The sequence below is a fragment of the Caulobacter sp. GW821-FHT10C03 genome, assembly GCF_059415485.1.
Window position 1 is genome coordinate 153,634 of sequence record NZ_JBWKNI010000001.1, and the last position, 23,614, is coordinate 177,247.

Annotated in this window: 21 protein-coding genes; 9 read left to right on the plus strand and 12 right to left on the minus strand. The window is 69.9% G+C overall.

From position 1 onward, the window contains the following. Positions 1-36 precede the first annotated feature (36 nt). The 5 genes from AC07NG_RS00790 (at position 37) to AC07NG_RS00810 (ending at position 7,634) form a co-directional block, all read left to right on the plus strand. The gene (locus AC07NG_RS00790; RefSeq protein ID WP_494591524.1) at positions 37-2,058 is read left to right on the plus strand and encodes a tetratricopeptide repeat-containing sulfotransferase family protein; all 2,022 of its coding nucleotides are present in this window, start codon (positions 37-39) and stop codon (positions 2,056-2,058) included. Positions 2,059-2,193: 135 nt separating this feature from the next. Next, entirely contained in the window at positions 2,194-4,530 is a 2,337-nt protein-coding gene (locus AC07NG_RS00795) for a TonB-dependent receptor (RefSeq protein WP_494591526.1), read from the plus strand. Between the two features lie 81 nt (positions 4,531-4,611). Then, positions 4,612-5,919 carry an APC family permease gene (locus AC07NG_RS00800; RefSeq protein WP_487287789.1) on the plus strand — a complete coding sequence of 436 codons (1,308 nt, stop codon included), beginning with the start codon at positions 4,612-4,614 and terminating at the stop codon, positions 5,917-5,919. 10 nt (positions 5,920-5,929) lie between these two features. Further along, positions 5,930-7,234: a Xaa-Pro dipeptidase gene (locus tag AC07NG_RS00805; RefSeq protein ID WP_494591528.1), complete on the plus strand. Its 1,305-nt coding sequence runs from the start codon at positions 5,930-5,932 to the stop codon at positions 7,232-7,234. Between the two features lie 154 nt (positions 7,235-7,388). After that, a complete protein-coding gene (locus AC07NG_RS00810) occupies positions 7,389-7,634 on the plus strand; it encodes a hypothetical protein (protein WP_487287787.1) in 246 nt (81 codons plus the stop codon). A 279-nt stretch (positions 7,635-7,913) separates the two neighbouring features. Here AC07NG_RS00810 and AC07NG_RS00815 read toward each other — a convergent pair whose 3' ends face one another. The 7 genes from AC07NG_RS00815 to AC07NG_RS00845 all read right to left on the minus strand — a co-directional run bounded on the left by AC07NG_RS00815 (position 7,914) and on the right by AC07NG_RS00845 (position 16,046). Then, entirely contained in the window at positions 7,914-8,501 is a 588-nt protein-coding gene (locus AC07NG_RS00815) for a TetR family transcriptional regulator C-terminal domain-containing protein (RefSeq protein ID WP_494591530.1), read from the minus strand. A gap of 115 nt (positions 8,502-8,616) precedes the next feature. Next, positions 8,617-9,756: an aromatic ring-hydroxylating oxygenase subunit alpha gene (locus AC07NG_RS00820; RefSeq protein WP_494591532.1), complete on the minus strand. Its 1,140-nt coding sequence runs from the start codon at positions 9,754-9,756 to the stop codon at positions 8,617-8,619. Positions 9,757-9,761: 5 nt separating this feature from the next. After that, positions 9,762-11,387, minus strand: a complete 1,626-nt coding sequence (locus AC07NG_RS00825; protein WP_494591533.1) for a phytoene desaturase family protein — start codon at positions 11,385-11,387, stop codon at positions 9,762-9,764. 252 nt (positions 11,388-11,639) lie between these two features. After that, a complete protein-coding gene (locus AC07NG_RS00830) occupies positions 11,640-12,581 on the minus strand; it encodes a prephenate/arogenate dehydrogenase family protein (RefSeq protein ID WP_487287783.1) in 942 nt (313 codons plus the stop codon). Positions 12,582-12,723: 142 nt separating this feature from the next. Continuing rightward, the gene (hisC, locus tag AC07NG_RS00835; RefSeq protein ID WP_494591536.1) at positions 12,724-13,839 is read right to left on the minus strand and encodes a histidinol-phosphate transaminase; all 1,116 of its coding nucleotides are present in this window, start codon (positions 13,837-13,839) and stop codon (positions 12,724-12,726) included. Between the two features lie 40 nt (positions 13,840-13,879). Further along, a complete protein-coding gene (locus tag AC07NG_RS00840) occupies positions 13,880-14,671 on the minus strand; it encodes a chorismate mutase (protein ID WP_494591538.1) in 792 nt (263 codons plus the stop codon). Positions 14,672-15,026: 355 nt separating this feature from the next. Beyond that, the gene (locus AC07NG_RS00845; RefSeq protein ID WP_494591540.1) at positions 15,027-16,046 is read right to left on the minus strand and encodes a DUF2125 domain-containing protein; all 1,020 of its coding nucleotides are present in this window, start codon (positions 16,044-16,046) and stop codon (positions 15,027-15,029) included. 38 nt (positions 16,047-16,084) lie between these two features. Between AC07NG_RS00845 and AC07NG_RS00850 the strand changes: the two genes are divergently transcribed. Then, positions 16,085-16,633, plus strand: coding sequence for a gamma-glutamylcyclotransferase (locus AC07NG_RS00850; protein ID WP_494591542.1), 549 nt, complete (start codon positions 16,085-16,087; stop codon positions 16,631-16,633). Between the two features lie 167 nt (positions 16,634-16,800). Here AC07NG_RS00850 and AC07NG_RS00855 read toward each other — a convergent pair whose 3' ends face one another. The 4 genes from AC07NG_RS00855 to ftsE are packed head-to-tail and all read right to left on the minus strand — an operon-like array spanning position 16,801 to position 19,758. After that, entirely contained in the window at positions 16,801-17,514 is a 714-nt protein-coding gene (locus AC07NG_RS00855) for a lysophospholipid acyltransferase family protein (protein ID WP_487287778.1), read from the minus strand. Next, a complete protein-coding gene (locus AC07NG_RS00860; protein ID WP_494591544.1) occupies positions 17,511-18,137 on the minus strand; it encodes a YdcF family protein in 627 nt (208 codons plus the stop codon). The genes AC07NG_RS00855 and AC07NG_RS00860 overlap by 4 nt, the downstream gene beginning before the upstream one ends. Next, on the minus strand, positions 18,134-19,027 hold the full coding sequence (locus AC07NG_RS00865) for a cell division protein FtsX (protein ID WP_494591546.1): 894 nt from the start codon (positions 19,025-19,027) through the stop codon (positions 18,134-18,136). The genes AC07NG_RS00860 and AC07NG_RS00865 overlap by 4 nt, the downstream gene beginning before the upstream one ends. Beyond that, positions 19,027-19,758, minus strand: coding sequence for a cell division ATP-binding protein FtsE (ftsE, locus tag AC07NG_RS00870; RefSeq protein ID WP_487287775.1), 732 nt, complete (start codon positions 19,756-19,758; stop codon positions 19,027-19,029). Before ftsE ends, AC07NG_RS00865 begins: the two co-directional genes overlap by 1 nt. Positions 19,759-19,815: 57 nt before the next feature. On the opposite strand from ftsE, the gene AC07NG_RS00875 reads away from it, so the two are divergent. After that, positions 19,816-20,790: an MJ0042-type zinc finger domain-containing protein gene (locus AC07NG_RS00875; protein ID WP_494591548.1), complete on the plus strand. Its 975-nt coding sequence runs from the start codon at positions 19,816-19,818 to the stop codon at positions 20,788-20,790. Positions 20,791-20,805: 15 nt separating this feature from the next. After that, positions 20,806-21,336 (plus strand): phosphoribosyltransferase, encoded by a 531-nt coding sequence (locus AC07NG_RS00880; RefSeq protein ID WP_110118024.1) that lies wholly within the window; start codon positions 20,806-20,808, stop codon positions 21,334-21,336. Between the two features lie 258 nt (positions 21,337-21,594). On the opposite strand, the gene mnmA is transcribed toward AC07NG_RS00880, so the two are convergent. Next, positions 21,595-22,821: a tRNA 2-thiouridine(34) synthase MnmA gene (mnmA, locus tag AC07NG_RS00885; RefSeq protein ID WP_494591551.1), complete on the minus strand. Its 1,227-nt coding sequence runs from the start codon at positions 22,819-22,821 to the stop codon at positions 21,595-21,597. 133 nt (positions 22,822-22,954) lie between these two features. Between mnmA and AC07NG_RS00890 the strand changes: the two genes are divergently transcribed. Continuing rightward, on the plus strand, positions 22,955-23,614 hold the full coding sequence (locus tag AC07NG_RS00890) for a GNAT family N-acetyltransferase (protein ID WP_494591553.1): 660 nt from the start codon (positions 22,955-22,957) through the stop codon (positions 23,612-23,614).

Genomic DNA, 23,614 nt, shown 5'->3' on the forward strand with positions numbered 1-23,614 from the left:
CTCCGATACTCCCGTTACGAAGCGTGGCGGGGTGAGATGCAGGGGCAGGTTTCGGAGCCGACGGGCAGTCTGGCCACGGCGCTCGCCCATGCGGCGAGGCTGCTTTCGCATGATCCCGAACTGGCGCGTGAGCAGGCCCTGGCGATCCTGGAGGCCGCGCCTCGTCATCCGGGCGCGACCCTGATCCTGGCCGCGGCCCTGCGGCTGTCGGGCGACGCGGCGGCCGCCCTGCCGGTGATCGACCCGCTGTCGCGCGCGCTGCCTCAAGCCCCGGAGGTGCAGCTGGAGCATGGTCTCGTGCTGCTGGATCTTGGTCGCACCCAGGAGGCGGTGGCGGCGCTGCGGCGGGCGACGATGCTGAACCCTGGCCTCGGCGAGGCCTGGCGGGCGCTGTCGGTGGGGCTGACGGTGCTGGGCGACATGGCTGGCGCGCAGGACGCCGGCGACCGGCAGATCCAGGCTTCGGTGCGCGATCCGGCTCTGATCGCCGCCGCCTCGGCCCTGGTCGAGGGACGTTTGGCGGAGGCCGAGCATGGCCTGCGAACCTATCTGGCGGCCAGGCCCGACGAGCCGGCCGCCCTGCGCATGCTGGCCGAGGTGGCCGCGCGCCTGGGCCGCTACGAGGACGCCGAGCGGATCCTGACCCAGACCCTGGCCTTCACGCCCGGCTTCACCGCCGCCCGCCACAACCTGGCGACCCTGTTCTATCGCCAGAACAAGACCCTGGAAGCGCTGGCCGAGCTCGACCTGCTGCAGGCGGCCGACCCGCGCCATCCGGCCTACGCCAACCTGCGCGCCGCCGCCCTGGTGCGGATCGGCGAGTACGAGGCGGCCGTCGGCATCTATCGCGACGTGCTGGCCCGGCATCCGCATCAGCCCAAGGGCTGGATGAGCTATGGCCACGCGCTGAAGACCCTGGGCCGCCGCGCCGAGTGCGAGGCGGCCTATCGCAAGGCCGTCGAGCAGGCGCCGATGCTGGGCGAGGCCTGGTGGAGCCTGGCCAACCTCAAGACCCTGCGCTTCTCCGACGAGGACCTGGCCACGATGGAAGGCCAGCTGGCCGTCGCCGACCTGGTCGACGAGGACCGCTTCCACCTGCACTACGCCCTGGGCAAGGCGCTCGAGGACGCCGGCCGCTACGAGGAGAGCTTTCGCCACTACACCAGGGGCGCGGAGCTGCGCCGGGTGCAGATCCGCTACGACGCCGACGAGACCACGGCGCATGCGGCGCGCAGCAAGGCGCTGTTCACGCCGTCGTTCTTCGCCGAGCGAGCGGGGCGGGGTTGCGCCGCGCCCGACCCGATCTTCGTCGTCGGCCTGCCGCGCTCGGGCTCGACCCTGATCGAGCAGATTCTGGCCAGCCACTCCCAGGTCGAGGGCACGATGGAGCTGCCCGACGTGATCGCCATCGCCAAGCGGTTGGGCGGCAAGCCGGGGAAGGGCGGGGCGAGCGCCTATCCCGAGGCCCTGGCCGGTCTCGACGCCGACGCCCTGAAGGCGCTTGGCGAGGAGTATCTCGAGCGCACCCGGGTGCAGCGAAAGACCGACCGGCCGTTCTTCGTCGACAAGATGCCCAACAACTTCGCGCACGCCGGGCTGATCCACCTGATGCTGCCGAACGCCAGGATCATCGACGCCCGGCGCCATCCGCTGGGCTGCTGCTTCTCGGGGTTCAAGCAGCACTTCGCGCGGGGCCAGACCTTCAGCTACGGCCTGACCGACATCGGCCGCTACTACGCCGACTATGTGGACCTGATGGCCCATTTCGACGCCGTGCTGCCGGGGCGCGTGCACCGGGTGATCTACGAGGAGATGGTCGAGTCGCCGGAGGCCGAGATCCGGCGGCTGCTCGACCATTGCGGCCTGCCGTTCGAGGACGCGTGCCTGAATTTCCACCAGAACGACCGCGCCGTGCGCACCGCCAGCTCCGAGCAGGTGCGCCAGCCGATTTTCAAGGACGGCGTCGATCAGTGGCGCAACTATGAACCGTGGCTGGATCCGCTGAAGGCGGCCCTCGGGCCGGTTTTGACCACCTATCCCGCCGCGCCCGTTATTTGACCACCGGGCTCCGAGACTGCCGTTTTTGCAACAGTCTCATGAATTGCGCCAACGTGAAGCTTTGCTGCTTGCGACCTCAGATTAACTGAAAGAACGTTGTTCTCCTTGGGGCCAAGGAGTGAACACGTGCCGATTATGCGTTCAAAAACAATGAGGTCGGGCCTGCTGGTCACGGCCCTGATGTCGTCAAGCGCGCTCGGGGGAGCGGCTCTGGCGCAGGACGGCGGGGTGGCGCTGGAAGAGGTGGTGGTCACCGCCCAGAAGCGTTCGGAAAACCTGCAGGACGTTCCGGTCAGCATTCAGGCGCTGGGCGAGACCAAGCTGCAGCAGCTGCAGGTCACCAATTTCGCCGACTATGTGAAGTTCCTGCCCAGCGTGTCGTTCACCGGCTCCGGTTCGGGCTTCAACCAGGTCTACATGCGCGGCGTGGCCAGCGGCGGCGACGGCAACCACTCGGGCTCGCTGCCCAGCGTCGGCATCTATCTCGACGAGCAGCCGATCACCACGATCCAGGGCGCGCTCGACATCCACGTCTACGACATCGCCCGGGTCGAGGCCCTGGCCGGGCCGCAGGGCACGCTGTATGGCGCCAGCTCGCAGGCCGGCACCATCCGCATCATCACCAACAAGCCCAGCACCGCCAGCTTCAAGGCCGGCTACGACCTGGAGGTCAACACGATCGCCGGCGGCGACGCGGGCTATGTCGCCGAGGGCTTCGTCAACCAGCCGCTGTCGGACACGGTCGCCGTGCGCCTGGTCGGCTGGAGCAAGCGCACCGGCGGCTATATCGACAACGTGCCGTCGATCCGCACCTATCCGACCTCGGGCGTCACCATCGACAACGATGGCGTGGCCAAGAAGGACTACAACGACACCGAGACCTACGGCGCCCGGGCGGCGGTGAAGGTCGATATCGGCGACAACTGGTCGGTCACGCCGCAGGTCATGGGCCAGGTGCAGAAGTCGAACGGCTTCGCCGGCTACGATCCCGAGGTCGGCGACCTGGAGATCAGCCACTACTATCCGGAAAGCGCCGACGACCGCTGGGTGCAGGCGGCCCTTACCGTCGAGGGCAAGATCAGCAACCTCGACATCGTCTATGCCGGTTCGTACCTGGAGCGGACGGTGCTGACCGAGCAGGACTACACTGACTACTCCTACTTCTACGACACGCTGTACGGCTACGGCGCCTACTGGACCGACGACGCCGGCAATCCGGTCGATCCCTCGCAGTACATCAACGGCAAGGACCGCTATTCCAAGGTCAGCCACGAACTGCGCGTGTCCTCGCCGCAGGAGAACCGCCTGCGCTTCGTCGCCGGCCTGTTCTACCAGCGCCAGACCCACGGCATTCACCAGGACTACAAGATCGACGCCCTGGGCGAGTCGCTGTCGGTGGAGGGCCATCCGGGCACCATCTGGCTGACGGAGCAGAAGCGCGTCGACCGCGACAGCGCCGCCTTCGGCGAGGTGTCGTTCGACATCCTGCCCAAGCTGACGGCGACGGCGGGCATCCGCTTCTTCAAGGCCGACAACTCGCTGGTCGGCTTCTACGGCTATGGATCGGGCTACAGCAGCGGCACCGGCGTGGCTGCGTGCTTCAAGGGGCCGGTCGTCGCCGGCTCGCCCTGCACCAACCTCGACAAGCGGGTGAAGGAGACGGGCAACACGCCCAAGTTCAACCTCACCTACAAGGTCGACGACGACAAGCTGGTCTACGTCACCTATTCGGAAGGCTTCCGGCCGGGCGGCATCAACCGGCGCGGCACCCTGGCGCCGTACCTGTCGGACTATCTGAAGAACTACGAGTTCGGCTGGAAGACCAGCTGGGCCCAGAACCGCTTCCGCTGGAACGGCGCGGCCTATTTCGAGAAGTGGGACAAGTTCCAGTTCTCGATCCTTGGCCCCAACGGCCTGACCGAGATCCGCAACGCCGGCGCGGCCGAGATCAAGGGCCTGGAGTCCGACATCACCTGGGCGGTGATCCACGGCCTGACGATCAACGCCGCGGCCGCCTATACCGACGCCAGGCTGGCCGAGAACTACTGCGGCTATACTGACAGCGCCGGCAATCCGGTGACCACCTGCGCCTCGCCGCTGGCGCCGTCGGGCACGCGCCTGCCGGTGACGCCCAAGTACAAGGCCAACGTGACGGCCCGCTACGAGTTCGACGCCGGTTCGTTCAGGGCCTTCGTCCAGGGCTCGGGGGTCGGCCAGTCCGACGTCTTCTCCGACCTGCGGACCGAGGAGTCCGGCATCCTGGGGACGGGCGGCGGCTTCGTCACCTTCGACCTGTCGGCGGGTCTCAGCCGCGACACCTGGTCGTTGTCGGCCTACATCACCAACGTCGCCGACAAGCGGGCCAGCAACAACCGCTTCGTCCAGTGCGCCGAGGCGGTGTGCGGCGACAACGTCTATGTGATCCCCAACCAGCCACGAACGATGGGCCTGAAGTTCGGCCAGAAGTTCTGATCGCGGACCACGCACGCGCCGCCTCCGTCCTTCGGGACGGAGGCGGTTGCGCGTTCATCGTGCTGGTGAAAGCATGACCTTATGAGTACGCCCGCGCCCAAGGCCCTCGGCTTCTGGATGTGCAGCGCCCTTGTCGTCGGCAACATGATCGGCTCGGGCGTCTTCATGCTGCCGGCCTCGCTGGCCCCGTACGGCTGGAACGGGGTGCTGGGCTGGATCGTCACCATCGCCGGCGGCCTGTGCCTGGCCTTCGTCTTCGCCCGGCTGGCGGCGGCCCTGCCGCGCGAGGGCGGGCCCTACGCCTACACCCAGGAAGCCTTCGGGCCGGCGGCGGGCTTCATCGTCGCCTGGGCGTACTGGATCTCGCTGTGGGTCGGCAACGCCGCCATCGCCACGGGGGCCGTGAGTTATCTGTCGGTGCTGGTCCCCGCCATCGCCAAGGTTCCGGGCCTGCACGCCCTGGTGACCCTGAGCCTGATCTGGGGGCTGATCGGCGTGAACTGCTTCGGCGCCAAGCTGGCCGGCGAGGTGCAGGTGGTGACCACCGTCCTCAAGCTGCTGCCGCTGGCCGCCGTGCTGGGCCTGTCGGCCTGGCTGCTGACCCAGGCCGGGTCGACCGCCGTCTCGGCGCCGTTGCGGGTCTCCGACCTGGGCGGGCCTGGCCTCGTCGCCGCCTCGGCCCTGACCCTGTGGGCGCTGCTGGGCCTGGAGTCGGCCACGGTGCCGGCCGACAAGGTCAAGGATCCCGCCCGCACCATCCCGCGCGCCACCCTGTTCGGCGCGGCCTTCACCGGGGGCGTCTACCTGCTGGTCTGCTCGGCGGTGGTGCTGCTGTCGCCGCCCGACGCGCTGAAGGCCTCCAACGCCCCGATGGCCGAGTTCATCGGCCGGTTCTGGGGATCCGGCGCGGCCATGGCCGTGGCCGCCTTCGCCGCCATCAGCGCCTTCGGGGCCCTGAACGGCTGGGTGCTGCTGCAAGGCGAGATGCCCTACGCCATGGCCCGGGGCGGGGTGTTCCCGGCCTTTCTGGGCAAGTCGTCCAGCCGCGGCACGCCGGTGCGGGCGCACCTGGTCTCTGGCCTGTTCCTGAGCGTGCTGGTGGGCATCAACTACGCCAAGTCGATGGCCGACCTCTTCACCTTCATCGCCCTGCTGGCGACCACGGCCTCGCTGTTCACCTACCTGGCCTGCGCCCTGGCGGCGCTGAAGCTGCAACACGCCGGCCGCGTGCCGGGTTCGCGGCTGCTGACCGTCGTCGCCGTATTGGCCGGGCTCTATGCGGTGTTCACCCTGTTCGGCGCCGGCAAGGAAGCCGTGCTGTGGGGTCTGGTGCTGCTGGCCGCCGGCGTTCCCGTCCATCTGCTGATGCGCCGTGCGGCGCGTGCGTGAGGCCCATCGCATGATGCTGCGTTCGACCCTGGCCGCCGCCCTGGCGGCGTTGACCGCTGCGCCAGCCCTGGCGGCCGAGGCGCCCAAGCCGACCCCCAAGGTCTCCTACGTCCACGCCGGACGGCTGATCGATCCCGTCGCCGGCAAGGTGCTGACCGACCGGCTGATCCGCATCGAGGGCGAGCGCATCGTCGCCGTCACCGCCTGGACCGGCGCCCCGACCGACGGCCCGGTGCTCGACTGGTCGGCCCTGACCGTGCTGCCGGGCCTGATCGACATGCACACCCACATCGTCGACCAGGAGCAGACCGAGAACATCGCCGAGCCGCTGCTGACCACGGCCGCCGAGCAGGCCTATATCGGCGCTGCCCACGCCCGCACGACCCTGATGGCCGGCTTCACCAGCGTGCGCGACGTCGGAACCTGGCGCGCGTTCGGCGACGTGGCGCTGCGGGACGCCATCGACAAGGGCCTGGTCCCGGGACCGCGCATGTCGGTGGCCGGGGCCTATGTGACGACGCCGGGCGGGGGCGGGGAGGTGACCGGCATCGCCGCCGACGTGGTCATCCCGGCCGAGATGCGCCGGGGCGTCGTGGAAGACGTGGCCGACACCCATCGCAAGACCCGCGACATCCTGGTGCACGGCGCCGACTTCCTGAAGCTGATCGCCACCGGCGCGGTCCTGACCGTCGGCACCGAGCCCGGCCAGCTGGAGCTATCCAAGGAAGAGATCGAGGCCGCCGTCGAGGAGGCGGCCAAGCGCGGGACCTACGCCACCGCCCACGCCCACGGGGCCGAGGGGATCAAGGTGGCGGTGCGGGCCGGGGTGCGCTCGATCGAGCACGGCTCGCTGATCGACGACGAGGGCATCGCCCTGATGAAGGCGCGGGGAACCTGGCTGGTCGCCGACATCTACAACGGCGACTACATCGACGAGATCGGCACGAAGAACGGCTGGCCCGCCGAGACCCTGCGCAAGAACCGCGAGACCACCGACGCCCAGCGGGACGGTTTCCGGAAGGCCGTGAAGGCCGGGGTCAAGATCGCCTACGGCACCGACGCCGGCGTCTATCCCCATGGCTGGAACGCGCGCCAGCTGCCCTACATGGTCCGCTACGGCATGACGCCGATGCAGGCGATCCAGTCGGCGACCACCAGCGCCGCGGCCCTGATGGGAAAGGACAAGGACGTCGGCTGCGACCAGGCCGGCTGCTACGCCGATCTGATCGCGGTGGCCGGTGATCCGCTGGCCGACGTCGGGCTGCTGCAGGACGTGGCCAAGGTGATGAAGGGCGGCGTCGTCTACAAAGATTAGGGTTCCCTTGGCGCCAAAAAATTAACCGCTTGAGACCTGGCGCGGCGTGTGCATTGTGCGCTGCAACTCGATGTTGCTGTGCAGCATTGATACAGCTGTCGCGAAGCCGCCCGTGGGGGGAGGCTGGCGTCAGCCTCGATCAAGGAGCCTCCCCATGGCCGACTCGAACCACTACTACGTCCGTCCGGTCGCCGGCGTCTGGCACGTGACCTGGAACGACTCGCCCGAGCTGATCAGCTCCTGCCCGAGCCAGCACGAAGCCGTGGCCCTGGCCCAGCTCCTGGCCCGCCACATGACCAGCCAGGGCCGCTACGCCGAGGTTCACATCGCCGAACCGGAAGCCCGCCGTCCGACCTGGGGCCGCAAGGGCCTGGCCGGCGCGGCCGCCGCCGCCGCCTGATCCCGAATTTTTCAATCTAGGCTGACTTCCAAGCCGCTCCGACGCCGTCGGGGCGGCTTTTTCTTGGGCTGTTTCAGAACGTTGGCGTGCCTGCTCCTCCCCCGCTTGCGGGGGAGGGGGACCACGAAGTGGTGGAGGGGGCGAGACTGGGCGCTGAGTTTGCGGTCGCCCCCTCCGTCACGGCGCCGATGGCGCCGCGCCACCTCCCCCGCACGCTTCGCTACGGGGGAGGAGTTTGGTCAACGCCGCCCATACTTGCATGCGAACCCAGCCTTTTCTTCAGCCTAGCCAGGCGCCGGCGGCCGCCTCCAGCGCCCGCACCGCCTCGGCCGGCGAGAAGGTGCTGGGGTCCAGGCAAAGCTCCAGCCACAGCCCGTCGACCATCGCCGTCAGGCCGATCGCCGCCAGCCTGCGCTCGCGCGCGCCGCAGTCGGCCAGCAGGGTCTCCAGCCGCGCCCGGTAGGCGGCGTAGGAGGCCGCGTGGATGGCGGCGATGCGGGGCTTGGTCTTGACCAGGCTCCAGAACCCGATCCAGGCGGCCAGCAGCTCGGCGTCCAGCACCGGCGGGGCGAAGCTGGCGGCCAGATAGGCCGAGAGCCGCGCGCGGGGATCGCGATCCGCCGCCGCCACGGCCGCCTCCAGCGCCGCGTCGATCCGCTGGTCAACCGCCTCGTAGGCGGCGGCGATCAGCTCGTCGACGCCCTCGAAATAGTGCCGCAGCAGGCCGGCCGAGACACCGGCCTCGGCGCAGATCGTCCGCACCGAGGTTCCGGCCACGCCTTCGCGGGCCAGCACGGCCTCGGCGGCCGCGACCAGGGCCTGGCGGCGGACGTCGGGGGCTTCGCGGGTGAAGGGGGCGCGGGTCATGGGAAGACCCCCTCAGTCGCTCCGCGACAGCTCCCCCAGAGGGGGAGCATCTTGGGGGCGCGCCAAAAGATCCTCCCCCTCTGGGGGAGGTGGCCCGGAGGGGCGGAGGGGGTCTTCACCACCCCTCCGGCGGCCGAGGCAGGCGGCTCTCCGGGATCAGCGCCCGCAGCTTGCGCCCGAAGCTCCTCAACGACACCTCGCTGCTCGCCAGCGGTCCTGCCGTAAACGTCCGCGAGGCCATGCCCTGCTGCACCCGCGCCACCAGCTCGGTGTCCTCGGCGTTGACCTGGCGGTTGATGCGCCAGTTGAGATAGCGCGCGGCCTTCATCTCGCGCCGGTCGTCGGGCAGGGCGTAGGCGATCTCGCGGATCATGGTGGTCGTGGCCGAGACGGGGATGAACTGCATGAAGTCCACCTGGTCGGGATAGATGTCGAAGGCGAAGTTCGGCCAGAGCTTGAAATAGGTCCAGAGGCGCTTGCGGTCGGCCGGCAGGTGCGGAACGTCGGGCAGGACGGCCTGGTAGAGACGTTCGGACGGATTGTTCGACGGCTCGTCGATCAGCTGGCCCCACATCTTGTCGACCCACGTCTGCGCCTCGACGCCATAGCCCTTGCCGAACAGCCGGGTCAGGCCGGGGTGGGCGATCGGGATGTGCAGGCCGTCGGAATAGTTGTCGCTGATGTTCTTCCAGTTGACGTCGCGAGGCCGCAGGGTGACGCGGCCGAACGGCTGCAGCTCCTCGAACCGGTAATGGGCGACCTCGGCCTCGTAGGGGGCCATCATGTCGGCGACGCTCGGGCCATCTCCCTCCAGCCGCACGAAGACGAAGCCGCGCCAGATCTCCAGGTCCAGCCTGGCCAGGCCCTGCTTGTCCATCTCCAGCGCCGGATAGTCGTCGCGCATCGGCACGCCGATCAGCCGGCCCTCCAGGTCGTAGGTCCAGGCGTGGTAGGGGCAGACGATGCGGCCGCAGCGGCCGGTGGGGCCGTCCAGCAGCCGCGCGCCGCGATGCCGGCAGACGTTCGCAAAGGCCTTGGCCCCGCCGTCCTTGCCGCGCACCACGACCAGGCTCTCGCCCACGAAGTCGAAGGTGTGGAAGTCGCCGGCTTTCGGGATGTCGTTGAGGTGGCAGACGATCTGCCAGGATGGCCGGAAGACCTTGTCCTGCTCCTCGCGGAAGAACCGCTCCGAGCCGTAGATCCAGCCGGGCAGGCCCCAGTCGGATTGGGGGTCGTGGTTGGAGAGGGCGGTCATGCCGCTCACCGCCCCACCACGGCCAGCTTCACCGCCGTGGTGAAATCCTTGTCGCGCAGGATTTCGCGGGCGGCGTTGCGGCCCGGATTGCCAGACACCCCGCCGCCGGGATGTGTGCCCGCCCCGCACATGTAGAGGCCCTTGATCGGCGCCCGGTGGCTGGCGTGGCCCAGCAGCGGACGGGCGGCCCACAGCTGATCCAGCGACATGTTGCCGTGCATGATGTCGCCGCCGATCAGGCCGAACTTCCGCTCCAGATCCAGCGGCGACAGGATCATCCGGCCCAGCACCGAGGCCTTGAAGTTCGGCGCCCAGCGGTCGACCGTGTCGATGATCAGGTCGGCGGCCGCCTCGCGCTCGGCGTCCCAGGACCGCGCGTCGGGAAGCGTCGGGGCGAACTGCTGGCAGAACAGGCTGGCCACGTGCTGGCCGGGCGGGGCCAGGGTGGGGTCGATGGTCGAGGGGATCAGGATCTCGACGATCGGGGCCTTGCTCATGCCGTCGGCCTTGGCGTCGCGATAGGCGGCGTCCATGTAGTCGAGGCTGGGGGCGATGACGATCCCGCTCTGGTGATGCTCGGCCATCGCCTTGCCGGGCAGGGACGTGAAGTCCGGCAGCTCCGACAGCGCCACGTTCATCCGGAAGGTGCCCGAGCCGTTCTTGTAACCGTCGATCGCCTTGCGGAAGTCGGCCGGCAGGGCCGAGGGGGCGACGAGTTTCTTGTAGAGCAGGGCCGGATTGACGTTGGCGCTGACGATCGGGGCCATGATCTGGCGGCCGTCGACCAGCTGCACGCCCACGGCTTTTCCGGCATCCACGTGCACGCCCTCGACCGGCGCGCTCAGCAGGATCTCGACCCCGGCCTTCTCGCAGGCCTTCGCCATCGCCTGGGTGATCGCGCCCATGCCGCCGACGGCGTGGCCCCAGGCGCCCTTCTTGCCGTTCACCTCGCCGAAGGTGTGGTGCAGCAGCACATAGGCCGAGCCGGGCGTGTCGGGGCTGGCGTAGTTGCCGACCACGGCGTCGAAGCCGAAGGCGGCCTTGACCGGCTCGCTCTCGAACCAGCCGTTCAGGAAATCCCGCGCGCTCTTGGTGAACAGGTCGAGCAGGTCGCGCTTGCGTTCGCGCGACAGCATGGCGAGACGCCCGCCCTGGCGCAGGGCGCGCAGGATCCCCGGCAGGCCGTCGCCCAGGTTGGGCGGGGTCTCCTGGGCCAGGGCGCGCAGCACGTCGCCGATCTCGTCGAGCATGGCGTAGTAGGCCGGCAGGATCTCGGCGTCGCGGCGGCTGAACTTGCGGAACTGTTCCTGGGTCCGTTCGAGCCCGCCGCCGAGCTTGATGTATTTGTCGTCGGAGATCGGCAGGAAGTTCGAGATCGGCCGCTCCAGGAAGGTCAGGCCGAACCCGTGCAGGTCCATGTCGGCGATGACCCGCGGATTGAGCAGGCTGACCGTGTAGCTGGCCACGGAGTTGCGGAAGCCGGGATGGAACTCCTCGGTCACCGCCGCCCCGCCGACCACGCCGCGCGCTTCGCAGACGGTGACCTTCATCCCCGCCTTGGCCAGGTAGAACGCGCAGACGAGGCCGTTATGGCCTCCGCCGATGATCACGGCGTCACGGGTGTCGGTCATCGTCTCTCTCCCCAGGAGGCGTCTGGGAGGGAGGTTGCTATACGAGTGTAAAATAGTCCAGCGGCGCGCGGAGAAACCTCTCCCATAGGGAGAGGGAGGGGCCCGCTGCGAAGCAGTGGGAGGGTGAGGGGTTTCAAACTGTCGGGCTTGGGCGCGGGCCTGGAGGTTCCGCTTGCCAGCAGTGAAACCTCTCACCCTCCCACGCCTTGCGGCGCGGGCCCCTCCCTCTCTCAAAGAGAGAGGGATCAAAAACTAGTGCTTGCCGCGATCGCGCCCGAAGTTGGGCTCAGCGCTTTCCTGGCCGGCCGCCACGATGCCGCGGCGGATCGCCCGGGTGCGGGTGAAGTGGGCGTGCAGGGTGTCGGCGTCGCCCCAGCGGATGGCGCGGCTCATGGCCTGCAGGTCCTCGGTGAAGCGGCCCAGCATCTCCAGCACCGCGTCCTTGTTGGCCACGAAGATGTCGCGCCACATGGTCGGGTCGCTGGCGGCGATGCGGGTGAAGTCGCGGAAGCCCGAGGCCGAGTACTTGATGACCTCGTTCTCAGTGACGTTCTCCAGGTCCGCCGCGCTGCCGACGATGGTGTAGGCGATCAGGTGGGGCAGGTGGGAGACGACGGCCAGCACCAGGTCGTGGTGCTTCTCCTCCATCAGCTCGACCTGGGCACCGAACGACCGCCAGAAGGCCGACAGCTTGGCCACGGCGGCGGCGTAGGCCTCGTCGTCGCGATCGGCCAGCGGCGTCAGGATCGTCCAGCGGCCTTCGAACAGCTCGGCGAAGCCGGCGTCGGGACCCGACTGCTCGGTGCCGGCGATCGGGTGGCCGGGGATCGGGAACACCTTGGCCAGCTCGGGCGCGCGGAAGGCCTCGGCGATGGTGGCCTTGGTCGAACCGACGTCGGTCAGGGTGGCGCCGGGCTTCAGGTGCGGCGCGACGGCGGCGGCCACCTCGCCGATCGACAGCACCGGGGTGGCGATGACCACCAGGTCGGCGTCCTTCACCGCTTCCGCCAGGTCGCCGGTGACGTGGTCGGCCAGGCCGATCTCGATGGCGCGGGCGCGGTGGGCCTCGCTGGCGTCAACGATGGTGACCTCGCCGACCACGCCGTGGGCGCGCGCGGCCAGGATCACCGAGCCGCCGATCAGGCCGGCGCCGACGACGGTCATCTTGGGATAGAGCAGGCCGGTGGGTGACATGGCTTTGTTCTTATAAGCCCTCCCCCTCGATGGGGGAGGGTTGGGTGGGGGTGATGCGGCGGTCGATCGTAGTGCGGCGGAGCGGCGGGGGTCACCCCCATCCCCGACCCTTCCCCCCCCATCGAGGGGGAGGGGAGGTTTCCTACCGCCCCACGAACTCGGCCAGAAGATCCACGACCGCGCGGTTGTGCTCTTCGCGGCCGATGGTGATGCGCAGTGAATTGGGCAGGCCGTAATTGGCGACGGCGCGGACCAGATAGCCCTTGCCGGCCAGGAAAGCCTCGGCGTCGAGGGCGGTCTTGCCCGGCGTCGTGGGGAAGTCGACCAGCACGAAATTGGCGGCCGACGGCGTGACGCTCAGGCCAAGCCCGCCCAGCTGCTGGGCCAGCCACGGCCGCCACTGCTCGACCAGGGCCACCGAGGCGGCCTCGAAGGCGCGGTCGGCCAGGGCGGCGATCGCCGCTTCCTGGGCCGGGATCGAGGTGTTGAACGGCGGGCGGATGCGCTCGATCGGATCGATGATGTCGGCGTCCGCATAACCCCAGCCGACCCGCAGGGACGCCAGGCCGTGGATCTTCGAGAAGGTGCGGGTGACGACGACGTTCCGGGCCTCGCGCGCCAAAGCCAGGCCGTCCTCGAAGCGCGGATCGGTGCAGAACTCGGCATAGGCGCCGTCCAGCACCAGGATCACCGACGGCGGCAAGGCCGCGTGCAGGTCGCGGATCTCTTCGCCCGTCAGCCATGTGCCCGTGGGGTTGGCCGGATTGGCGACGAAGACGATGCGGGTGCGGTCATCGACCTGCTTGAGGGTCTCTTCGAGGTCGATGCGACGGTTCGGCTCGGCGGCGAAGCGCACTTCCGCCTGGCAGGCGCGCGCCCCGATCGCATAGGCGGCGAAGCCGTGCTCGCCCTGGACGATGTTGTCGCCGGGCTCGAGATAGGCCTGGCACAGCAGGGCGAAGATCTCGTCGCTGCCGTCGCCGAAGGTCAGGCGCTCGGGCTCCAGGCCGTAGAGTGCCGCGACAGCGGCGCGCAAACCGCTGGCCTTGCCGTCCGGATAGACGTGCAGGCGGTCGGCGGCGTCGCGATAGGCGGCCTTGGCCTGCTCGCTGCAGCCCAGGACGTTCTCGTTGCTCGACAGCTTCACCGGATGGGCGATCCCCTCGATCTTCGACTTGCCGCCCACATAGGCGGCGATGTCGAGGATCCCCGGCTTGGGCAGCGGACGGGGCGAGGCGGAGCGGTCGGAAGCGGTCATCACGGGTCTCGGCGAGCGCCTGGAAGAGGCGCGGCCCTACTTACACGTCGAAGGGAACGGGGGCAGCCCCGACCACGCCCGACAGCTGGCCCGGCGCGCGGGCCAGACGCTCGTCGTCGCGCTGGTAGAAGCCCGACAGCGAGAACAGTTTCAGCCCCCCGGCCTCGGCCACCGGTTCGGCGGCGACGCCGTCGACGCCCAGGGCCTCGACGATGGCGGTCGCGCTCTTGGCGCTATCGGTGACCCAGAAGGTCTGGTCGCCGCCGGTCGGTTCGACCTCGACTTCGGCCACCGCGAAGGCGGCCTGCGGACCCCAGCGGGTCAGGCAGGGCAGGGCGGCGAAGATGTTCAGCGTGGGTTCGGCCAGCAGGCGGCCCCACCAGGCGCTGCCCGGTTGCAGGCCCAGCACGGCGACGCCCCACGGCGTCTTGGCGGCGGCCAGGGCGTCCTTCTCGGCGGCGACCACGGCCATCGGCGGGGCGGCGCCGAAGCGCGAGCGGGCCAGCTCGACCGTGCGGCCGTCGCCCCAGACGGTGAGGTGGAACGGGCCCTGGCGCGACAGGCTGTCGGCCATCAGCTCGCGCCAGATGCGGATCAGCAGGGCGTCGGAGGCGTCGTTGCGCGGCGCGGCCAGCAGCTTGCGGACGATCAGGGCCTCGCGGCCGGGACGCAGGCCAAAACCGGTGTCGCCGGCGGCGCGCTTGGCCGTGGCGACGGCGCGCGACAGGCCGGCCCGCTCGTCGATCAGCGCGAGCAGTTGGCTATCGATGGCGTCGATGCGCCATCGGACCTCGTCCAGCGAGGGCGGCGTCTCGTCCGCGTCGCGACCCATGTCTATCCCCGAAAATGAGGGCCGGAACATAGACTTTGCCGCGAAGGGCGCAATAGCCGCATCGCCGGGGAAGGAAATTGCGTTGGTCTAAGATCCTTCTCTCATAGAGAGAGGGAGGGGCCCGCGCCGAAGGCGTGGGAGGGTGAGAGGTTACAAACTGTCCGAACAAGGCGCGGCGGCGGCGGGGCTCCAGTCGGTAGAACCGGAGTGCATGGGAGCTTGGATAGTCGCTCTCTTTGAGCCGATAGGCCAACGGTTGTGTAGGTGGCGGGATTTACCGGCAGACGGTGAAACCTCTCACCCTCCCACCGCTTCGCGGTGGGCCCCTCCCTCTCTCAACGAGAGAGGGTTTCCCCTAGCGCGGCACATACACCTGCGGCGACGGCCCGGTGTCGAAGGGGCCCAGGCGCGTGCGGCCGTTCTGGAAGTCCAGGGTGGCGCTGAGCGTCGGGTCCTGGCCGGCGGCCGCGGCGATCGCGGCGGCGGCCGAGCGGGCGTCGGTGATCGCCTCGGCGGGGCTGGGCTTTTCGCGTACGGTGACGTCGAGGGCGCCGCGCAGGCGGCCGTTCGGATCGACGGTCAGGGCGCCGGACTTGGCCTCGATCAGGGCGTCGCCGGCGGTCAGCTTGCCGCTCTCGACGCTGATGGCGCCGCCGGCGGCGGTCCAGTCGCGCACCGCGTCGGTCCAGTTTTCGCCACGCAGGGTCGAGGCCTTCGACAGGCGCGAGTCCCAATAGAGCGAGGCGGTGCGGTCCTGGGCGATGCGGCCCAGCAGGCCGGTGAAGGCCACCTTGGCGCCATCGGCCTTGAACAGGATCGCGGCCTGGTCGTCTGGCCCGGCGCGCAGGTGCAGCTGCAGGGCGTCGGTCGAGCTGATCGGGAAGGGCTCGACGTCGGCGGCCGTGGTGAAGACCAGCTTGGCGCCCTCGATCGAGATGCGCGGCGGATACTGGTCGAAGCCGGCCAGGCTGGCGCGCAGGGCCTCGCCGGTGACGACCACTTCGCCCTTTTCCGGACGGGTCAGCACCACGCCGGCGGGGGCGACGATCATCCAGTGGCCGACGCCGTAGATCATCGCCTCGCCCTTCAGCTGCGGCGCGCGGACGGCCCAGCCCGAGGGCTCGGCGACACGGGCGTTTTCCAGCCGCACGTCCAGCCGGAAGGGGAAGCCGGTGACCTCGCGCCTGGTCCACGACAGGTCGTAGCCCTCGGCCTTCAGGTGGGCGGCGGTGGCGTCCATCCGCGTGACCATCTCGTTGCGCAGCCAGAACCAGCCGACGCTCCAGACGATGCAGACCAGGGCCGCGAGGACGAAAGGCAGGACCAGGCCGCGACGGCGGGGCTTGCGGGACGGCGTCGGGTCGCTATGGGTCATGGGCGAAGGGGCTGTTCCGGTCGGTGAGGGTGTTAGGCGTGTCGAGCGAGCAGCCGCGGGGCGGCGATCGTTGGGTGTTCGGTTACGGATCGCTGATGTGGCGGCCCGGGTTCCCGTTCATAGACCGAAGAACGGCGGTCCTCCATGGGCGCAGGCGCGCCTTCTGCATCTATTCGGTGCATCACCGGGGGACGTACGAGCGTCCGGGCCTGGTCCTGGGCCTGGCTCCGGGCGGGGCGGTGCGCGGCGTCGCCTATCGGGTGGCGGAAAGCGCCTGGCCCGAGGTCTACGCCTATCTGCGCGAACGCGAGCAGCCGACCGAGACCTATTTCGAGGCCTGGTCGAAGCTGAAGATCGACGGAAACGGCGAGGTCCCGGCCCTGGTGTTCCTGTCCGACCGCAAGCACGGCCAATGGGCGGGGGCGCTGAGTCTGGAGCAGCAGGCGGAGCTGATCGCCGGGGCGCGAGGGCTGTCGGGGCCGAACATCGACTATCTGCGAGATCTGGTCGGGCACCTGCGCGAGGACGGGGTGCGCGATCACGCGATGGAGGCGTTGCTGAAGATGGTCGAGGCGCTCGAAACCTGACCCCTCTCCCCCTGCGGGAGAGGGTGGCCTCGCGGAGCGAGGTCGGGTGAGGGGTTGCACGAACGAAAACGCCGCGACGGCTGATCGGCTGTCGCGGCGTTTCATTTTTGAGAGACCCCTCATCCGTCGGCCTTCGGCCGCCACCTTCTCCCGCAAGGGGAGAAGGATCAGATGTGTTCGTCCTCCAGCGCCTTGGTCGCCGTGTCGATCCGCGTCTGCAGTTCGCGCATGAACTCGCCGCGCTTGAGGCCGGCGGGGATGGGCGGCAGGTATTCGAAGACGATGACGCCGGGCTCGACCAGCAGGCTCTTGTGCTTCCAGTGCTGGCCGCAGTTGAGGGCCAGCGGGGTCACCGGCAGCTCCAGTTCGCGATAGAGCGCGGCGATGCCGGGCTTGTAGTCGCCGGGCTCGCCGACCTTGCCGCGGGTGCCTTCGGGGAAGATCACGACCTGGCGGGTCTCCTTCATGCGATCGATGGAGTCGCGGACCAGCTTCTTCAGGGCCGTCGAGTGGCCTTTGCGATCGACGACGATCATCTTGGCCTTCAGGCCGTGCCACCCGAACAGCGGCACCATCAAGAGCTCCTTCTTCATCACGAAGCAGGCGTCGGGCAGGATGGCGAACTGGCTGAAGACGTCGAACATCGACTGGTGCTTGGCGGCCACCAGCGCCGGGCCGGTGGGAACGTATTCCTTGCCGCGCACCTCGACCTTCACCCCCGCCAGCACGCGCAGGGCCAGGATCACGCCCTGGGACCAGAAGCGCAGCACGGCGCGGTTGGCCGCGCGCGGCATCAGCAGGGTCACCAGCATCAGCGTGGCCAGGGTGGCCGACCACAGCCAGAAGAACAGCTGGAACAGGAACGAGCGCAGGTAGATCAAGTGTCTTTTTCCTTCGCCGACGTCTCGGCGGGCTTGTCTTTCGGACCGAGGTTCAGGAACGCCTCGCGCCCCAGGATCGCCAGGTACTTGCAGTATTCCACGATCATCCGCCGGGCGGTGTGGCTGCGCTTCCACCAGCGGCGGGCGTTGAGGCTTTCGGTGGCCACCGGATAGGCGTGCAACTCGACGTCCGGCATGGTGGCGTGCAGCTCAAGCATCGAGCGCGGCATGTGATAGTCGGCGGTGACGACGATCAGGCTCTCGTAGCCGCGGGCCTTGGCCCATTCGGCCGTCTCGCGGGCGTTGCCGACGGTGTCGGCGGCGGCGAAGCCGAGGTCCACGCAGCAGTCGTAGATCGGCTTGACGGCCTTGGTGACGTCCTGGACGTCGGCGCGGGTGGCCTCGCGGTTGACGCCCGAGATCAGCAGGCGCTTGCCCTTGCCGGCCTCCAGCAGCTTGGTGGCCGCCTCCAGGCGCAGGTTCGAGGCGCCGGTCAGCACCACGACGCCGTCGGAGACGGGGGGATCGGCCGCCGGGGTCGAGCGCTCCACCCGCGAGGTGAAGGCCAGCAGGCCCAGGGTCCAGATCATCACCACGATCAGAAAGGCGGCGATGCTCTTCACGGCATGTCCTTCAGCAGGCGGAGGGCCGCGGCGCGCGCGGCCAGCCCCGCGACCAGGGCGGCGATCAGCGGGCAGGGCAGGGGCGCCAGAAGGTCGATCCACGCCAGCGGCAACACCGGCGTGAGGCCCGTGCCGCCCCCCGCCAGCCGCGCCGTCATCCCGACGATGACCGCGGCCGCGCCGCCGAGCAAGCCCGCGCTGGCGGCCATGGCCGCGAAACGGTTCTGGAACAGCCTGGCGATGAAGCCGGCCTCGGCCCCTGAAAGGTGCAGCACCTCGATCACCTCGTGCCGCGCGGCCAGGCCCGCCCGGGTGGCGAAGGTGATGACGGCGGCGGCGGCGGCGGCGATCAGGGCGAAGACGCCCAGCGCCGCCCAGCGGGCCAGGCCCGCGCCGCGCTCGATGTCGGCGATCCAGCGGCTGTGGTCGTCGACGATGGCGTCGACGGCGGCTTCGCGCAGGGCCTTGGTCAGGGTCTCGGCGGAGGCCGGAGCCTTGGGATCGAGGTCCAGGGTGACGAGGCGCGGGGTCGGCAGGTCGGCGACCAGGGCGTCGCGGCCGATCCACGGCTCCAGCAGGGCCTCGGCCTTGTCCTTCGTAAGGGCTTGGGCCTGGGTGACGCCCTTGACCCCGGCCAGGGTCTCGGCGGCGCGGGCGGCGGCGCTGTCGGGCGTCTCGCCGGCCTTGGCGCGGACGACGACGGTGGCCGAGCCGGTCAGCTGGGCGCTCCAGCCCTCGGCGGCGCGGTTGGCGGCCAGGGCCGCCAGGGCGGTCAGGCAGGCCAGGAAGCACAGCACGGCGACGACGAAGACCAGCGCCCCGTCGCGGGCGTCGCGCGGCGGCAGCAGCGGGCCGGGCTTCCAGCGGTTGATGTCGAAGGGACCGCTCATCACGCCTCGCCCGGCTCGATCAGGCGGCCGTGCTCCAGGTGCAGCACCGGGCGGGCGGCGCGGGCGACCAGCTCCTCGTCGTGGGTGGCGATCAGCACCGTGGTGCCCAGGCGGTTGAGCTCGACGAACAGGCGCAGCAGGCGCAGCGACATCGCCGGATCGACATTGCCGGTCGGTTCGTCGGCCAGCAGCACGTCGGGCCGGTCGACCACGGCGCGGGCGATGGCCAGGCGCTGCTTCTCGCCGCCCGACAGGGTGGCCGGCAGGGCGTGCATGCGCTCGCCCAGGCCCACCCAGTGCAGCAGCTCGGCGACGTCGTCGCGATAGGTGGCCGGCTTGCGGCCGGCGATGCGCAGGGGCAGGGCTGCGTTGTCGAACACCGACAGGTGTTCGAGCAGGCGGAATTCCTGGAACACCACGCCGATGCGGCGGCGCAGGAACGGCAGGTCGCCGGCGTGGACCAGGCTGATGTCGCGTCCGAACAGCTCGACGCGACCCCGTGACGCACGATGCGCCAGATAGATCAGCTTGAGCAGCGAGCTCTTGCCCGCGCCCGAGGCGCCGGTGAGGAAGTGAAACGACCCGGGGGCAAGGGAAAAGCCGACGTCGCGCAGGGTTTCGGGACCCCGTCCGTAGCGCATCGACACGCCTTCGAAACGGACCACGGGAACGGCGTCGAGGTCCTGATCTGCGCCGGTCCGCACGGGTGTGTCGATGGGGTTTCTGGACATCAGGGTTAAAATCGGCGACCTCCAATGCTGTAAAGCGGGGATGACCGATTCGCGGCCATGATACTGACCTGTCCGGAGTGCGCCAGCCGCTATTTCGTCGACGACGCCAAGGTCGGTTCGACCGGTCGTGTCGTGCGTTGCGCCTCGTGCGGCGCGCGCTGGACCGCGCGTAACGAAAACGCCGCCGACGAAGAGCTGTTCGATGCGCCGTCGGCCGCCGGGACGCCCCCGGGGCCGGCCAACGACGGGGCCGCCGCGGCCGCGGCGCTGGATCCCCTGCACGCCCTCGACGACACGCCCGAACCCGAGCCGCCGGTCAGCGCCCTGCCGGGCGAGGAGCTGCCCAAGGTTTTCCGCGCCCGCGCCGACGCCGAACGCCGCCTGAAGGAAGCCAAGACCACAGGCATCGTCTGGGGCGGCATGGTCGCGGTGATGGTGGTGGTGCTGGTCGGGGCCGGGGTGTTCCGCCTCAACATCGGCAAGCTTTGGCCGAGCACCGCCGGCGCCTACGCCATGGTCGGCGCGCCGATCAACACCATCGGCCTGATCGTCGAGGAAAACAGCATCCGGGCCGAGCCGACGATGCAGGACGGCCGCGCCGCCCTGACCATCACCGGCGTCATCCGCAACATCACCGAAAAGCCGGTGCAGGCGCCGCCGCTGCGCATCGCCCTGCTCAACAAGGCCCAGAAGCGCGTGGCCGGCCAGCTAGCCGCCGCCGCCGACCCGACCATCCCGCCGGGCCAGACCCGACACTTCTCGGTCGTCCTGCTGAACCCGCCGTCCAGCGCCCAGGTGCTGGAGATCGCCTTCGCGGTCGAGAAGGGCGCGGGCCATGCGGTGAAGACCGGCCTGCACGCGGCCGAGGGCGGCCACGGCGAGCCGGAACTGCGCGGCGCCCAGGACACGCCGACGCAGGATCATGCCGCCGCCGAGGGGCATACGGAGGATTCCGCGGCCGAAGGGGCTGGACATGACGCCCCTGGTCATGAGACCGGAGCGGCCGAAGCGGCTCCTGCCGAGCATCATTGACCAAGATCCCCTGACATGACCGATCCCGCCCGCCCCGAAGTGCTTATTTCAGAGCAAGAAATCGCCGAGCGGGTCGAGGCCCTGGCCCGTCAGATCGCGCCGCGCATCGACGACGACACCGTCGCCGTCTGCCTGCTGACCGGCGGCCTGTGGTTCGCCGCCGACCTGACCCGCGCCCTGTGGAAGGCCGGCCGCAACGTCCGCTTCGACGCCCTGTGGCTGGCCTCGTACCATGACGAGCGCAAGAGCACCGGCCGCTGCGAAGTGCGCGCCGACCTCCAGCGCCCGCTGGTCGGCCGCCGCGCCCTGGTGGTCGACGACGTGTTCGACACCGGCCTGTCGCTGTCGGAAGCCGCCCGCCTGGTGAAGGACGCCGGCGCCAGCGAAGTGCTGACCGCCGTCTTCGCCCGCAAGCCCTGGCCGACCTCGCGCGGCATGGAGCCCGACTTCGTGGCCTGGGAAGCCCCGGCCCGCTACCTCGTCGGCTACGGCCTGGACGACGAAGGCAAGAGCCGCGGCCTGCCCTACATCGGCGCCCTGGACTAAGCCCCCTGGTCCTTCTCCCCTTGCGGGAGAAGGTGTCGGCGAAGCCGACGGATGAGGGGTCTCTCAGACGCAAAACGCCGCGAAAGCTGATCGGCTTTCGCGGCGTTTCTGTTTGCAGCGAACCTCCCCCAGAGGGGGAGGCGATCGCATAGCGATCGGTGGGGGGAGTTGGGCGGAAAACGGCTTCTCCAGCGGAAGCTGAAAACGGCCCCCCACCGGCCTTCGGCCGCCTCCCCCAGAGGGGGAGGTTCCTTGTGGTCAGTCCATCGCCCTGACGGTCGTGGCGATGAACCCGCCGCCGAGCACGCGTTCCGGATCGGCGGGGTCGTAGAGCACGCAGGCCTGGCCGGGGGCGACGCCTTCTTCCAGGCCGTCGAACACCAGCCGCACGCCGCCGTCTTCCAGCGACAGGCGGCCGGCGACCGGCTCGCGGGTCGAGCGCACGCGGGCCAGGACCGGGGCGTGGGCCTTGGCGGCCTCGATCAGGTCGTCCTCGCCGCCCAGCCAGTTGTCTTCCTTGAGGGTCAGCGACTTGGTCAGCAGCGCCTCGCGCGGACCGACCACGACGTGGCGCTTTCCGGCGTCGATGCGCACGACGAACAGCGGCTCGCCCGTGCCGCCGCCGACATTGAGGCCGCGCCGCTGGCCGATGGTGTAGCGGGTGACGCCCTCGTGGCGGCCCAGCACCTTGCCGTCCAGGTGCACGATGTCGCCGGCCTCGGCTCCTTGCGGGCGGATGCGGTCGATCACCGTGGTGTACTTGCCCTCGGGCACGAAGCAGATGTCCTGGCTGTCGGGCTTGTCGGCCACCGACAGGCCCAGGGCGGCCGCGACGGCGCGTACCTGCGGCTTGGCGAAGCCGCCCAGCGGAAAGCGCAGGAAGTCGAGCTGTTCGCGCGTGGTCGCGAACAGGAAGTAGGACTGGTCCTTGCCCGGGTCGGCCGCGCGGCGCAGCTGCGGGCGGTTGCCGCCGCCGACAAAGCCGCGCTGCACGTAGTGGCCGGTCGCCATGGCCTCGGCGCCCAGGTCGCGGGCCACGTCCAGCAGGTCGCGGAACTTGACGGTCTGGTTGCAGCGCACGCAGGGGATCGGCGTCTCGCCGCGCAGATAGGCGTCGGCGAACTCCTCGATGACCTGTTCCTTGAAGCGGCTTTCGTAGTCCAGCACGTAGTGCGGGATGCCGATCCGCTCGGCCGCCATGCGGGCGTCCATGATGTCCTGGCCGGCGCAGCAGGCGCCCTTCTTCGAGATCGCCGCGCCGTGGTCGTAGAGCTGCAGGGTCACGCCCACCACGTCGTAGCCGGCGCGGGCCAGCAGGGCGGCGGTCACGGTCGAGTCCACGCCGCCGGACATGGCTGCGACGATCCGGGTTCCTTCGGGAAGACCGACGGCCTGCTTCACCGCCTGCGCGGCCTGCGCGATCAGGGCGTCGCCCTCGGCGACGGGGGCGTGGGCGGGGTCGAAACGGGCGAGGTCGGCGTCCATCGCGGCTATTTAGGCCCTGAGCGACGGTTTTGCGAGGCTGAGCAGCGTCGCAGGTCGCGTCGGCTTGCAATCATGCTGACAAAGGGCGGCGGCAGGGCGGGTTATCCGGGGCGTTCGGGCGAGAGGAGAGGCGATGACGGCGGACGATCACGCGGCGGATCCGAGACTGGTCGAGGCCTGGGTCGACGGCTGGGCGCTGTCGCGCGGCGTGGCCAGGCCTGAGCGGATCGAGGGCGGTTTCCATCTGGCGGTGGGCGAGCCGGGGCATCTGGCGCGCTACGTCTTTCCCGTGCTCGACGCGGTCGCTCTTCATCGGCTGGGGCGGGGGATCGATCAGCCGGGCGTGTTCCTTAAGGCGTTCTGCCCGCCCGAGGCGCTGATCGCGGCCCTCGACGAGCGCTGGCGGCTGGAAAGCTGCGCCGACCTGATGGCGACGGCCCTGGACGACGCCCCGGCGGTCGAGCCCGATCCCGCCTATCGCCTGTCGACGACCCTCGAAGGCGTGGTGCTGGTCATCGCCGCGACGGCCCCGGACGGGACGCTGGCGGCCTCCGGGCGCGCGGCGCTTACCGGACCGTTCGCGGTGTTCGACAAGATCGTCACGGATCCGGCTCACCAGAGGCGAGGTCTCGGCCGGGCCGTGATGACGCGCCTCGGCGCCGAGGCCGTCGCCCTCGGGGCGGAGGAGGGCGTCCTGGCCGCCACGGTCGAAGGGCGGGCGCTCTATGAGGCGCTCGGCTGGCGGTTCGAGGGCCGCCTCCACACGGCGGTCATCCCAGGTCCCGACGCCTAG